Origin of the sequence: Streptomyces sp. NPDC006925 (genome assembly GCF_042869575.1) — a bacterium.
In the GTDB taxonomy this organism is placed as follows: Bacteria; Actinomycetota; Actinomycetes; order Streptomycetales; family Streptomycetaceae; genus Streptomyces.
In genome coordinates, this window is sequence record NZ_JBIAGB010000004.1 from 98,568 (window position 1) to 110,963 (window position 12,396).

Here is a 12,396-nt window from a genome sequence, read left to right on the forward strand (position 1 = left end):
GCCGTCGCGCCGCACGGCGTCCCACGTGGGCGCCATGCTGGACCGTCAGGCCGTAGCGCATTTCGTACCCGCACGGGCACGGGAACTGAACTGCTCGTCGTCGGTCGAGGTCGCTGACTGCGCGCGTTGGGATGCGGGCCCTCGGCAAGGACGTACTCCAGCCCGCGCCCACCGTACGGAACCTTCTCGATGCGGCGTCTTTTCGGCTGCATGCTGTACTGCTTCGCGTAGTCGACGACGCGCCGCCACTCCGCGACCGCGTCGTCGCTCGAGTCCGCGAACCGAACTCGCCCTCCGGCCGAGAGCCGCTTGACCAACTCCCGTGCCTTCGCTCTCCGTGCTTGAGCGACGGCACGCACCACTCAGCAGCCGACCTCCGGGTGATGGCGGCGCAGAGCCGCTCCACGGGGCGGCGCAGAAACGGACGGGACACCCCGCGCCCGCGACCTCTGCCCGGCTGCCGGCCAGCTCGCCGACGCCCCGGCGCGGACGCTGACTCCCACCCAAGGCCGCACTCCACTCGCGACCGTCCCCGCCCAACAGGAGTTCCACCATGCCCACCACCACCATGCTCGACCAGGCCACGGCCATGATCGAGAACGCCTGGGGCCAGCCCATCGAAGCTCTTGAGGTCCTGGGGGTCCGCCGCCCCAGCGAGGACCCGCTCCTGCACTGCGCCATGCACACCCGCGCAGCCCTGGCCATCACGGACAGCGCGGTTACCGTTCACCAGGACCGTCTTCACGCCCTGTCCCGGCATGGGTACGTGCCTGACCCCTACGAACTCGACCGGATCACCGAAACGGCGGTCAAGCTCCGCGTCGCCCACGCGGAGAGCCGTGCGTATCTCCAGGCGACCCGGCGCGTGGTGGAGGCCCGGGGGGCCACCGCACCCGAGGTTGAGGCACCGGCGGTTCGGCTGGCTCAGGCCACTGTCGCCCGCTCCGGGAAGACGCGGCACGCCCCGGGGGCCGCGCCCGAACCGTCCTCTCCGGCGGCGGTCGTAGGGCCGTCAGCGCCCACAACGGGGCCCCGACGTTGAAGGCTTAGCTCCGATTCTCGTCGCGGTGGCCCTCTTCGGCCCGGGGGCCCACCGCGCGGGCCAGCTCCTCCACCGTCAGCTCCACGCGCCGGCCTTCGGCGACCCGGTGCTCCACCGTCTCCTCGTCCGGCCACCGGTCGGGCTGTGCGCCGACTCCCCACTGGCCATCGGCGACCATCGCGATGTCGCCCACGGTCCAGGGCCGTCCTGCGGCGCGGATCTTGCGTTCCAGTCCGGCGCCGTCCCAGTGTCTGCTCGCCTCGGCCATCCCCTGCTCCCCTTCACCGACCTGCGGTCCCTCACCGCAACCCAGGTACGACAACCGCGGTCGCAGATCCATTCCCGGCCAGTCGACCGCTCCGCTGTGGTCTCCAGTTCGCCCACGGCAGACGGCATCCCCGGGAAACGACTACGCACTTCGGCATGCCGCATGCCAACGTACGGGTGTTGGGAAAAACCCGCAGGTCAATGAAGGGATCGTCCAACCGTGAACGCCTCTGCCACCCTCCTGCCCGCCGTCGTCCGCCCCGCCGTGGAAGACCGCCAATGGCTCTCCTCAGACCACTGCGCCGCTCCGGTGCTCGACCTCTTGGACGGTCTCGGCTGGACGATCGCCGAGACCCCGGAGGCCAACATTCACATGACCAGCCCGGAAGGCGGCGTCTACGTCGGCTGGCTTCCCGAAGACCCCTCCGCCTGGGCGCGCGAGATCGTCTGGCGCGTCCAGGTGTTGCCCGCCGACGGCGAGGTATGGGTCCAGGAGTTCGGCGTCCACACCCCTTCCGAGGCTGTCGCCGGATTTCTCGCCGCCCTCGTCACCCACTCCTCGCGCTGACCGCCGGACCACGAGGCGGGCCGACGACGGCCCGCCCCGTACACCGCGCTGGTTCCGGCCCCGTCCCCCACTGCTCTCGGAGTTTCCCTTGCCTCAGTATCTGACCGTCGGCCATTTGGTCCGTCAGCTCCAGGAACTCGACCCCCACCTGCCTGTCCGTCTCGCCGTCAACCCGGACTTCCCCTTCGCCCACTTCGTGGGGGCCGAGGTCGTCGTCCGCGACGGCAAGGCGTACATCGCCGATGACGGTCAGGAGGACTACCTCCCGGTAGGGGCGCGCGACGCCCTCACCTGGGCTTGATCGCTTCCCTACCACCACGGAGGCTTCCATCTCGTCGCTCTCGCGCCCCGCACCTCGTCTCGCGCTGCACGATGTCGCCGTGCGCCGCATGCCGTTCGGCGTGCACAGCGCGCTTCTCCAGCGCATCTCCACCCGCCCCGACGGCCCCCTCGACGTCACCTGGCTCGCCGCCAAGTCCCCCCAACTTCCCCTCGGGCGCATCCGGCTGCGCTGGGAGCCCGCCTCGCGCAGCGGCTGGGACGTCACGGCGTACCTGGGGCTGACCACGGCCGAGGTACTCCTCGGTTCCTGGCCCGCCGCCCCGGACGACTGGCCGCGCCTGATCCGTCCGACCCTGTACGAGGTGACCGGCCTGTGCGCCGCCCTCTCATGCGCGACCGACGCCCTCGAACTCTCCAACCGGCTCTCCGGAGTCTGACCGAGGACCGCCGAAGGCCGCCCCACGCCGCTCAGGCTGGGGCGGCCTCGTCGTGCGTCCACCCGTTCGTTCCGTACGCTCGACCCGACGAAGGAGGACACCATGGCCGACGACCAGAGGCTCTGGGAATACCCAGAGGTCGCCGCCCACCTGGGTATCAGCGTCGGCGCGACCCGCAGCCGCAAGAGCCGGGGCAGCCTGCCCTCGCCCGACGACGACAGCGTTCCGGACCGTCCCCGCTGGAAGCCGTCCACGTTCCAGAACTGGAGGCCGGTCGGCCGGGGATTTCGCAGCGACCTGCACAGCTCCCCCCGACAGGCGACCACGTCGACCGACTGACCGAGCGGGTGCTCGCCCGTAGGCTGCGGGCATGACGCCCGACTCGCAGATGCCCTCGCCCCCGTTCCCCTCGACCAACAACGCCGTACTCGGGTTGATCGTCGGCGGAGCCATCGAGTCAGTCCGTAGCGGCGAGGCCACCGTGGAGGAGGCCATCCTGCGTGCGGCGGTCCACGGCTGGTACGAGGGACACGTCCAGGGTGAAGACGAATGCCCGGGGTGCGACTTCCGGGGTGTGCTGGCGAAGGACAGCGCACGCGGCTGAACCTCACCTGCACGCCGAAGGGCGCCACCGACATGCCGGTGGCGCCCTTCGGCGTTCCGTCTGGTGCTCGCCTACTCCAGGTAGATGCCGGCAAATACGCCGTCGAACCCGAGCGCGGTCAAGCCCGCCTCGACACTCGGGTAGGTCGTCCCGTGCGGGCCGCCGACCAGGGCATCGAAGTCGGCGCGGCCGATCTCGGGCTCGAGCCACTGGTTGCCGCACCGGCAGCGGACCCAGACGTTGCGCCCGTGGTTGATGAGCAGCCAGTCGCGTCGGGCACGGCAGGCGGAGCACATCACGGGCATGCCGCCGAGAGCGAGTTCGCGTGAGTGGCCGACGCAGCGGATTGCCCCGGGGCCGTCGGCCGACCGCGTCTCGGCCTGGAGCTGCAGCAGGGGGTCGGTACCAGTGGGGACGACGGGCAGGACGGGTGCCGGCTCCGTGGTGCGGGTGGTGGTTCTGAGCACGAACATCATCTCCCGGTTGTCGGTCCTGTCTTCATCCGTAACAGCCGGTGGAACCGGCTGTCCATACATTTCGCGGCGTCCGCTCGGCCGGTGGTCTCCGTCCGGTTCGACGTGGTCAGCGACGTGGCAAGCGGCGGTTGGGGTCTTGAGCAGTTCCGAGCGGTACGGCTGCCGTCGCGTTTCGTTCACTGGTGCGGCTGCTCGGCGTAGTGGCCTGGCGGGTGGCGGCCTGCGGACGACGGGCACTGTCACCCGGGTGTGCCGGGAGCTGGGCGATGCGCCGCAGACGCCAGACCAGGACGTCGTTCACGTCGTCGGCGCTGTCGAGTTCGCGCATGTCGATGGCCTGGCGCAGGAGGGCTTCGGAGTCATGGCCTGCCCGCTCGGCCTGGGCGAGGGTGACGACCAAGGCGTCGGTCCTCGCTTGCGTGCCTCCTGCCCGTACGACCTTCTCGGGCAGGACGGCGCAAAGGGTGGCCTCGTGCATGAGGCGCTGGGCGTCAGGAAGGGCGCGGCCTTGGTCATGCAGCATGCGCATCGGGGTGGCGGCGGCCTGCCGGTAGGCGGTGCGTAGGTGCGCGGCGGCTTGTCGGGAGGCGTGGGCCTGCTGGGCGTGTCCGCGGGCGGAGTGCCAACGGGCGGCGGCGAGGGTGACGAGGACGAGGGTGGAGAGGAGCATGGCGGTGGTTCCGCCGTCCTCGCCTCGGCCGAGCGCCCCGCCGGCCTGGACGATGCCTCGGGCGGCTGAGCGGAGGGCTCGGGTGTCGGCGCGTTCGGCGCGGACATGACTGCGGGTTGCCCGTTCGAAGGCGCGAGCTGCGGCGGCCAGCTCGGTGCGGGTGGTGGCCGGTGAGGTCTGGGCCACTGCGTCGAGGAGTTCTCCAACGCCGACGAGTTGGGGGGCGGCCTCGCCGTCCTCGTCGCGTTCCAGGAGCGTGGCCGAGCGCTCTGCGATGAGGGCGGCGTTGCGTCGTTGACGGGCGGGCGGTGACCAGTTCGTCCGGTCAGCGCCGACCGCGGGCGCGCTCGGCTCGGCGGCCCCGTCGGTGAGGCGTAGTCGGATCTTCGGAAGGGAGAGGTCGGGGGCCAGTTTGGAGCCGGGGTACCAGACCGGGTCTCCGTCGCGGTTGCGGTCGCCGGGCAGGGCCACGTTGTAGCCGAGCGCGTCACCGGACGGTGCGTGCCGCAGCTTCACCCGAACCCCCGCTTCGCGGAGCCGCGTGAAGAACTCCTCTTCCGAATCCGCTCCCGCCACGGCTCGACGAGCGGCCTCGCGGAGCGTCTCGCGCGAGGTCTCCGGGCGGCCGGTGCGCTCAGCCTTGAACTTCTCGGCGCTGCTGGGATTCTTCGCTGCGGTTCCGTCGCCCGCGTTCAGGCGCCGCAGGCCCATCTCCTTCTCGATGCGGCGGCATGCGGCCTGGGCCTTGTTGAAGTCGTAGTTCAGGCGCGGGTTGCACAGGTCGCCGCGTACGAGGGTGGCGACGATGTGGATGTGGTCTTCCGCGTGGCGGACGGCGATCCACCGGCAGCCGTCGGGGTCTCCATCCGGTGCGATGCCGGTGGCGTGGACGATGCGCTGGGCGACGGCGTTCCACTCCTCGTCGTCCAGCCGCCGGTCCCCGGGGGCGGTGCGGACCGAGCAGTGCCAGACGTGCTTGGCGGGCGCACGGTCGCCGGCCTGCTTGACCCGCAGGTCCAGGGCGGCGGTGAGCCGGGCGAGGGTGGCCTTCGGGTCGGGGTCGAGGCCGGTGTCGCGGCCGGGGTCGGGGGCAAAGCCGTCCCAGGAGCCGACGAGGTGGGCGTCGGTGTGCTCCTCTCGCCGCCCGGGGCCGTACAGGTAGACGAGCAGGCCGTGGGTCCGGGAGCCGCGTCCGATGTCGGGAACCATCACAGCCGCCGGGTCACCAGGTCGTTCGCCGCGTCATCAACGCGGGCGAGAAGTCCGGTCAGCGCGCCCAGCGCGTGTTCGAGTTCACCGGCGCGCGGCTGGCCACCACTGTTGAGGACGAAGGCGATCTGGTTGATGTTGTTGCCGATGCGGGCCAGCGCGGTGCGCAGAGCGGCGAGTTCGTCGATGGCGGTGTCGAGCTGGTCGTTGCTGTGCACGGCGGCGCATCCGCGGGCGGCGCTCAGGCCGGAGACGGCGAGGAAGCGAGCGACGGTGACGCCGCGCTTGGTGGCGGCCTCGGCGATCTCGGTCTTCTCGGTGTCGGAGAGGCGGGTGGTCGTCTTGCGGGTGCGCTCGCTGGGGTTGCGGGTGCGGCGGCGCGGTTTGCGGTCGGGGTAGGCGGGCGTGCTCGGGCTCGGCTGCTCGCGGTGATCGTCGCGATCGGCTTCTCCCCCGGTGACCGGCGCCCCCTGGTGCCGGTTGCCCGGCTGGTCCCCGTGCGCCCTCGCTCGGGGACCAGCCGGGCTTCCCCCGCCCTCCTGGGCGGGGGCAAGTGCGTACGTCGGGCCGTAGGACCGTCGTACGCGATAGCTTGCTCCGCCAGGAGCTGTGGTGGGGTCACGCTGCTGTCCAGCGGAGGTGGCCACCGGGTCGTTGGTGTTCACCGGCTCGTCTCCGGGTCCTGCTGCTGGATTTCGCGGACGAGTTCCTCGATCCAGTCCATGGCCAGGACGGGGTGGTGCAGGGTCCAGGGCCGGTCGTGCTGCTCGCGTTGCACGATCCAGGTGGTGTCGGGGCCGGATTGGGCGCGGTGGAGGTGTCCGTGCTGGTGCAGGACGGTCAGCCAGGAGTCGACTTCGGCGGGCGTGGCCGGGTGAGTGCGCATCGGGTACTCTCCGCTTCTGCTGTGGCGGGGTGTGTCGGTGACATGCGGAGTGGGTGACCGGCCGGGGTGACCGGTTCGGTCACCCACTCCGTGGAGGTTCGGTCAGGGCCGGGAGGAAGTGACCAGCTGGCGGTGCTGCTCGCGCAGCTGGGCCATCAGCGCGGTCAGGGTGTCGCTGGACAGCGGGATCTGCTGACCTCGGATCGCCTGGGCGACCACCTTGCGGGTCAGTTTGTCCTCGGCCCTGACCGCCGACCGGGCGATCGCCAGCAGCTCCTCGGTGTCCGGGTCAGGACGCCGGTCACCAGTCGACCGAGCGGCCCGGTCAGTGACCGGCGGCGAGGTGACCGGCGGGGCACTGACCGCCGCCGGGCTGTCCTGGCCATCACCGACCGGGGCCGCACTGCTGGGGCGGTCAGTGACCGTCCGGCCCTTGTCCGCCTGTCCCGGCAGGTCAGGGGCACCGTGGCTGCGGTTGTGGTGGTCGGTGACCGACTGGCCGCTGGTCGCCGGGGTCGAGTCTCCGGTCACTGACCGGGCGGCGGTGTCCTCGTCGGTCGGGGACAGCGGCAGCCGGTCGGTCAGAGCGGTGACCGACTGACCGGACTTGACCTGACCGGCCGCTGACCGCTGCTGACCGGCTCGGTCGGTCCGGGTGACCTCGATAGCGTCGCTCCGGTCGGTCTCACCGAGGTTCTGCCGGCCAGAGTCCTCGACCGGGCCCCGGGCAATGAGGATGTAGAGGTGGACCGCTCCGGCCAGTGCGAGCGGGGCGATGGTGGAGAGCACCGCGACCACCGCGTCACCGAGTTGGAGGCCGGTGCCGGCGACCGTGTCCTGGTTGATGCGCACCGCGTGGAGTGCGTTGGCCCAGATGCTGGCGGCGGTGGCCGTGCCGAAGAGCGTCCAGACGTAGAGCCGGGCGCGCAGTGGTGCGTTGCGCAGGACCAGGAGGGCTCGGATGCCGTAGGCGATGAACCCGTCGATCACCAGGGGGAACAGGTAGGTAAGGAAGCCTCGGATGTGGATGGCCACGGCCATCTGCTGCAGGGCGTCGTACGACAGCGCGCACCCCGCGCCCCCGAGCGCCACGACAGCCGCGCGGTCCCACCCGGATATGTGCGCCGTCTTCGACGCGCTTGCGATGTTCATGCCGCCGTCCCGAAGTCGTCGCGGATCAGGCGCTCGCCGCTGGTCTCGGGGGGTGTGGTGTTCATGGTGGGCTGGTTCAGGGTTCGGTTGCGCTCGGCCCGGCGGATCTCGCGGTACCGCTTCTTGGCGTGCTCCTCGGTGACCTTCAGAAGCCAGGCCAGGCGCTGCTCGCTCACCCCGTGGCGGTAGGCCGCGTACTCGACCGCGCGGCGCTCCGTATGGGTGAGGTGCACGTCGCGTCCGGCGATGGTGGCATTGACGCGGCTGTAGTCGAGGCGGCTGGCGAGCTTGTCGTGCAGCGGCCCGCGCTCCTCTTCCGTCAGGCCGCCACGGATCCCGTCGGTGTCACCCCCTTCGAGAGCGGCGTCCAGGCAGGTGCGCCGGACCGGGCACTGGCCGCACAGGGCCTTGGCCGTGGCGATCTTGGCGGTCTCGTCGGGTTCGGGGAAGAAGACTTCGGGGTCCACCGGGTTGTACTCGGTGCTCTGGCAGACGGCGTCGGCCTGCCAGGTCTGGTCGCCGAGCTGACGGTGCTGGGCGGGGCCGTTCATCGTGCTGGTCATGCGGGGTGCTCCGATCGCTCTCCGCGCGCAGGGGCGTCGGCGGAGAGGTGCGCTGGCGGTAGGTGCCCGGGAGGGACGGCGGTGCGAGGGCGCAGTCCGGCGGGGTGGCCTGTGGAGGGTCAGGCGGCGGCGCTGTGGCGTCTGCGGTCGACGGCCTCGAACTCGACTCGGGTGGTCATCTGCGCGAGCCTGCTGGCGACTCGGTCCCCGAGGTAGGAACGCAGGTCCTTGATCGCCAGGTTGGTCGTGATCAGCGTGGGGAGTTCGTAGTTGTACCGCCGGTTGATCAGCCGGTACGTGATCTCCTCGACCCACTCGCTCGCCTTGGCCGCGCCGAGGTCGTCGATGATCAGCAGCGGGCACCGGTTGACGGCCGCCAGCTCCCGCTCACTGTCCACCCCGGGCCGGGGGCGGAGATCGGCGTAGAGGTCGGCGGCGGTGGTCGCCCGCCAGCGCGCGCCGACCCCGCTCTGCACCAGCGCTCGGACCGCGCCGTACGCCTGGTGCGTCTTGCCCGCGCCGACGACCCCGGCCATCAGCAAGCTAGGGCCGGTGGTGACCTGTCGTCGGGCTCCTCGGCTGGGGGCGACGGCCGCGTCGGTGACCTTCCGGACCCACTCCAGGACCGTGGGGTGGTCGGCGACGGCCGCTTGATAGCGCGGGGGCATCCCGGCGAGCAGAGCGTCCAGCGGTGAGAAGGGCTCGGCGTCGTCCGGCAGCGCGGCGTCCGCCGGGTCGATGTTGCGGGCGGCCAGGATCCGGGCCATGCGCTCCAGCGTGGCTTCGTTGCCGAGGAGCTGGGGTTCGCGGTGACGGGTGTGCATCACAGCTCCTCGGCGTAGGCGGCAGAAGCGTTGGCCGGGTTGGTCCACGCCTGGTGGGCGGGCACGTTAGGCCGCATTCCCGGCCGCGCCAAACCGCCGGGGCGAGCGTTCATCGCCTCGTTGACCATGCTGGTCAGCACGCTCGGGTGCTTGGGGTTGGCCGTGAAGTTCGCCAGCCCGGCTCGGATGTGCGCCGGTGCGATGCCCTCGTCCAGGAGCTTCTTGATGATCCGGCCGAGGTGCCCGATCACGTCGCTCGGGGGACGCTGGTCGCACCCGGCGACGTACTCCCCGACGAGGTCCTTGGCGGAGATGCCGGCTGGGGGCGCTGTGCGCCCCGTAGGGACAAGAGATCCAGGATCCAAGATCCTAGATCCAGGCGCCGAGCCTTCGGGGAGGCTTCGGGGAAGGTTCGGGGAGCCGCCGGAGACAACCCTCTGACCTGCACTTTTAACTCCGGTCCGCCCGGGTGCGCTGTTGGCTCCATCGGCGGCGTCCTGCCGGTCGGCGCTTGGCCCGTCTGCCTGTTCCGACACCGTCGAGGAGGGTGCGGCGGGCAGATCGAGGGCTCGGGGTGCCCTCGCCGAGGTCTCAGCGAGTCCTCGGGAAGTGGTGGGCGAGCCCTTCCCCCTCCGGGAGCAGGAGCCCTTGCAGGGGGCTCACCGGTCGGCAGCCTGGTGCTGCGGGCACGAGGGCAGGCGCGACTGGCTCGGCTTGTCGATCTTCTGGTGCTCGGACCAGGTCACGATGTGGAGGTAGAGGCGGCCGTCGCATCCGGTGTATCGGCAGATCAGTCCGGCGTTCGCGAGCTGGTGGAGGTCGTCTTCGACGTGGACCGAGGTGTGCTCGGCGCGCAGGGGCCAGAGGAGCCCCGCGATGATCGCGGCGTTGTCCCGGTGGCGACCATGGTCGTCGGCCTGGGTGAGCAGGCCGAAGAAGGTCCGCTCGGCCGCCACGGTCACTTCGGCGAGCGACTCGGACGTGAACGCCTCCGGCTTGACGGTTCGGATCCGGGCCATCTCAGCGGCCCCGCTCAGCGGCGACCAGGTCGCTGCGGGTCAGGGTGGCGTCGGTAAGGCAGAAGGTGTGGGGGCGCATCCAGTCCACCTCCGGCCAGACCCGCAGGATCCAGCGTGCCGCAACCCTGGCGGTCGGGCGGCCCAGATCCAGGGTCCTTCCGGCCTCGTCCTTGACGACGGCGTGCGAGCTGCTTGGCGGGGAGGAGGCTCAGCAGTTCCCTGGGGGACGAGACCGTCTCCGGGGCGGGAGCCGTCGGCTGCCCGTAGCCCCACCCAGCGTGCACATAAGGGACGCCGGCGCGTGCGGCCGACTCCTGGTCGACCGCCATGTCACCCACGTAGACGGCGGAGGCGGGGTCGACTCCCAGGTCGACCAGTGCCAGGAGGAGCGGGTCCGGGGCCGGCTTCGTTCGGCCCGCGCCGGCGGGCGTGCGGATGGTCGCGAAGGGACACCCGAGGCGCGCGAGGAGCGGGGCCGCCCGGTCGACGTGCTTGGACGTCACGACGCCCAGCCGCCAGTCGGCGGCCACGAAGGCGTGGAGCGTCTCGACGATGCCGGCGAACTCCTCCGCGAGGTGCGCGGTGGCCACGGACTCCGCCTCGTACGTCCTACGGACCGCCTCGGCATCGGTCACGCCCAGGCGCTCCATGATGTCCCCGAACTCGCGACCCAGGTGGCGCTCGTAGTCACGGAACGGGAGCGCGACGCCATGGACCTCCTGGACCCTCTGCCACGCCCTCCGCATCACGGGACGCGTGTCGAGGAGGACCCCGTCGAGGTCGAGGAGAAGAGCGCGCGACCCGTGGTCGCTCGGCGCGGCCGGGGCGGGTGGCGATCCGCAAGCGGGAACGGTCATGATCATCCTCTCGTCAGGGTGTCGTCGTGCCTCAGAGGGCCGAAGCCGGGGCAAGTTCCAACTCGGGGTACTGGGACGGACCGCCGGCCTCCTCGAACGCCGCGTCGAGCAGCGCCACGTGCAAGCGGTCCCATCGCCCTCGGGACTGCAGAGCACGCCCGTGGCGGGTCAAGGCCCACGCCTTGAGGGCCGTCGGGTCCTGCATGAAGTTCCGCGCGTTCTGCCGCAGGATGGCGGGGGTGAACACCCTGAGATTGAGGCCGGTGCGCCAGAACTCAAGCCACCACTGGCACATCAGGAGCGGACCCGATTCGTCGTCCTTGACGTGGTCGGGGTGGTTGCGCACCCAGATCGGGTCCAAGTCCGGGTGTGTGGTGGCGACTTCGAGCATGCGGCCGTGGGCCTGGTGCACTGCCAACTCCAGGGACTGGCGGTGCTGCTGGCGACGCTGGGCGATGTGCACCGCGGACGCGAGGGCGATGGTGGTGGCCAGAGCGAGAACGGGACGGTTCATCTGCGACCTTTACTCGGGGATGGATGGGGCGGTGCGGCAACCGGCGGCGGCATCCGGGGCAGTGGTGGTCGCCGTCGTGCTCGCTTGAGGAGAGTCAGGCCGCGTCCGGCGGGCCCTCAGCCGACGGCGAGGTCAATCCGTCCGGCACGGCCGGCAGGCGCGCGAGCCGGTGAAAGCGCGAGAGGTCGAAGCCACGCCCCTGAACCTCACCAGCGGGCACGGCGAAGAGGTCGATCCCCTCTTCGCTGGGTGCCGAAGGGGCGGCCTCCCTGATGGCGAGGAGCGCTTCGCCCTGCTCGCGGTGCGGCAGGAGGCGCGGCGCACGATCGATGTGTCCCTCGAAAGTCATGGTCAGCCCTCGGTCAGGTGTATTTGAAGGTGAAGACGAGCACGACGCTCACGGTGACGATCAGGGCGATCTGGGCGCTGATCTGCCGCCAGCCCCAGCCCTTCCTGTCCATCCAGCGCAGCGGACGCCTTCAAGTCGGCGCGACGGGCTCCTCGGAGATCACGAGGTGGAGAAACGCCCGGCAGTGCTCGCCCAGGTGTTTGATCACGGCGTGGTACTCGTCGTCATCGGAGCTGATGTTGTGCCGGTCGAGGACGAGCACGCCGTCGGCCAAGCCCTCTCGGAGCTGTCGCTCGGCTTCCCGCCAACCAGGTCGATCCCAAGGCGGCGTGTAGACGCCCTGGCTCGCACTGGATGCCGGGAGGTACGTCGTGGTCACCGGGACCGCCACATCGTGGAGCCGGGCGGTGATCGCGTAACCGAGCTGGTCGGCCTCAACCTGTAGCGTCCCCCAGTCCTCGTCAGGTCGGGCCCTCGGACTCGGTACCAGGCTGTACGCCAGCACGCGCAGCGGCTGATCGGCCTGCGCGCCGACGGTCTGACGGTAGAAGTGCTGGCGCAAGCCTCGGAGTTGGCCAGCTCGGGACCGGCGCTTCACCTGGGCAGAGGTGCGAGGCCAGCTCGGGTAGTCACGGCCAGCGGTCGGCGCCCCACCGCCCGTGTGCTTCTCTCGCCCC

18 protein-coding genes and 1 pseudogene are annotated in these 12,396 nt (G+C 71.0%); 6 read left to right on the plus strand and 13 right to left on the minus strand.

The genetic code is table 11. The features are described from left to right. Positions 1-553: 553 nt before the first annotated feature. Positions 554-1,042, plus strand: a complete 489-nt coding sequence (locus tag ACFYNS_RS07975; RefSeq protein WP_164181808.1) for a hypothetical protein — start codon at positions 554-556, stop codon at positions 1,040-1,042. A 4-nt stretch (positions 1,043-1,046) separates the two neighbouring features. Here ACFYNS_RS07975 and ACFYNS_RS07980 read toward each other — a convergent pair whose 3' ends face one another. Then, on the minus strand, positions 1,047-1,310 hold the full coding sequence (locus ACFYNS_RS07980) for a hypothetical protein (RefSeq protein WP_164181806.1): 264 nt from the start codon (positions 1,308-1,310) through the stop codon (positions 1,047-1,049). 219 nt (positions 1,311-1,529) lie between these two features. Between ACFYNS_RS07980 and ACFYNS_RS07985 the strand changes: the two genes are divergently transcribed. The 5 genes from ACFYNS_RS07985 to ACFYNS_RS08005 all read left to right on the plus strand — a co-directional run bounded on the left by ACFYNS_RS07985 (position 1,530) and on the right by ACFYNS_RS08005 (position 3,200). Continuing rightward, positions 1,530-1,877 (plus strand): DUF317 domain-containing protein, encoded by a 348-nt coding sequence (locus ACFYNS_RS07985; protein WP_164181804.1) that lies wholly within the window; start codon positions 1,530-1,532, stop codon positions 1,875-1,877. An 88-nt stretch (positions 1,878-1,965) separates the two neighbouring features. Further along, positions 1,966-2,178, plus strand: coding sequence for a hypothetical protein (locus tag ACFYNS_RS07990; RefSeq protein ID WP_164181802.1), 213 nt, complete (start codon positions 1,966-1,968; stop codon positions 2,176-2,178). An 88-nt stretch (positions 2,179-2,266) separates the two neighbouring features. Next, a complete protein-coding gene (locus ACFYNS_RS07995; protein ID WP_358721316.1) occupies positions 2,267-2,596 on the plus strand; it encodes an esterase in 330 nt (109 codons plus the stop codon). 102 nt (positions 2,597-2,698) lie between these two features. Continuing rightward, positions 2,699-2,935: a MarR family transcriptional regulator gene (locus tag ACFYNS_RS08000; protein WP_164181800.1), complete on the plus strand. Its 237-nt coding sequence runs from the start codon at positions 2,699-2,701 to the stop codon at positions 2,933-2,935. Positions 2,936-2,966: 31 nt separating this feature from the next. Further along, on the plus strand, positions 2,967-3,200 hold the full coding sequence (locus ACFYNS_RS08005; RefSeq protein WP_164181798.1) for a hypothetical protein: 234 nt from the start codon (positions 2,967-2,969) through the stop codon (positions 3,198-3,200). A 71-nt stretch (positions 3,201-3,271) separates the two neighbouring features. Here ACFYNS_RS08005 and ACFYNS_RS08010 read toward each other — a convergent pair whose 3' ends face one another. From ACFYNS_RS08010 to ACFYNS_RS08065, 12 genes and pseudogenes are all read right to left on the minus strand, one after another. Continuing rightward, entirely contained in the window at positions 3,272-3,676 is a 405-nt protein-coding gene (locus ACFYNS_RS08010; protein ID WP_164181797.1) for a hypothetical protein, read from the minus strand. Between the two features lie 106 nt (positions 3,677-3,782). Continuing rightward, positions 3,783-5,555, minus strand: a complete 1,773-nt coding sequence (locus ACFYNS_RS08015) for a relaxase/mobilization nuclease domain-containing protein (RefSeq protein ID WP_388601840.1) — start codon at positions 5,553-5,555, stop codon at positions 3,783-3,785. Then, complete coding sequence (locus tag ACFYNS_RS08020; RefSeq protein ID WP_164181793.1) at positions 5,555-6,220, minus strand: MobC family plasmid mobilization relaxosome protein; 666 nt, start codon at positions 6,218-6,220, stop codon at positions 5,555-5,557. Before ACFYNS_RS08020 ends, ACFYNS_RS08015 begins: the two co-directional genes overlap by 1 nt. Next, a complete protein-coding gene (locus ACFYNS_RS08025; protein WP_003972986.1) occupies positions 6,217-6,441 on the minus strand; it encodes a hypothetical protein in 225 nt (74 codons plus the stop codon). Before ACFYNS_RS08025 ends, ACFYNS_RS08020 begins: the two co-directional genes overlap by 4 nt. 102 nt (positions 6,442-6,543) lie before the next feature. Then, a complete protein-coding gene (locus ACFYNS_RS08030; RefSeq protein WP_388601538.1) occupies positions 6,544-7,593 on the minus strand; it encodes a DUF2637 domain-containing protein in 1,050 nt (349 codons plus the stop codon). Beyond that, complete coding sequence (locus ACFYNS_RS08035) at positions 7,590-8,156, minus strand: WhiB family transcriptional regulator (RefSeq protein WP_388601539.1); 567 nt, start codon at positions 8,154-8,156, stop codon at positions 7,590-7,592. The genes ACFYNS_RS08030 and ACFYNS_RS08035 overlap by 4 nt, the downstream gene beginning before the upstream one ends. A 119-nt stretch (positions 8,157-8,275) precedes the next feature. After that, entirely contained in the window at positions 8,276-8,980 is a 705-nt protein-coding gene (locus ACFYNS_RS08040; protein ID WP_388601542.1) for an ATP-binding protein, read from the minus strand. Then, a pseudogene (locus ACFYNS_RS08045) lies at positions 8,980-9,999 on the minus strand (hypothetical protein). The gene ACFYNS_RS08040 and the pseudogene ACFYNS_RS08045 overlap by 1 nt, the downstream one beginning before the upstream one ends. Positions 10,000-10,013: 14 nt before the next feature. Further along, the gene (locus tag ACFYNS_RS08050; RefSeq protein ID WP_388601544.1) at positions 10,014-10,856 is read right to left on the minus strand and encodes an HAD family hydrolase; all 843 of its coding nucleotides are present in this window, start codon (positions 10,854-10,856) and stop codon (positions 10,014-10,016) included. Positions 10,857-10,887: 31 nt separating this feature from the next. Next, on the minus strand, positions 10,888-11,370 hold the full coding sequence (locus tag ACFYNS_RS08055) for a DUF6082 family protein (RefSeq protein ID WP_033949326.1): 483 nt from the start codon (positions 11,368-11,370) through the stop codon (positions 10,888-10,890). A gap of 94 nt (positions 11,371-11,464) precedes the next feature. Then, entirely contained in the window at positions 11,465-11,719 is a 255-nt protein-coding gene (locus ACFYNS_RS08060) for a hypothetical protein (protein WP_033949325.1), read from the minus strand. 130 nt (positions 11,720-11,849) lie between these two features. After that, positions 11,850-12,281 (minus strand): hypothetical protein, encoded by a 432-nt coding sequence (locus ACFYNS_RS08065; RefSeq protein WP_388601546.1) that lies wholly within the window; start codon positions 12,279-12,281, stop codon positions 11,850-11,852. Positions 12,282-12,396 lie beyond the last annotated feature (115 nt).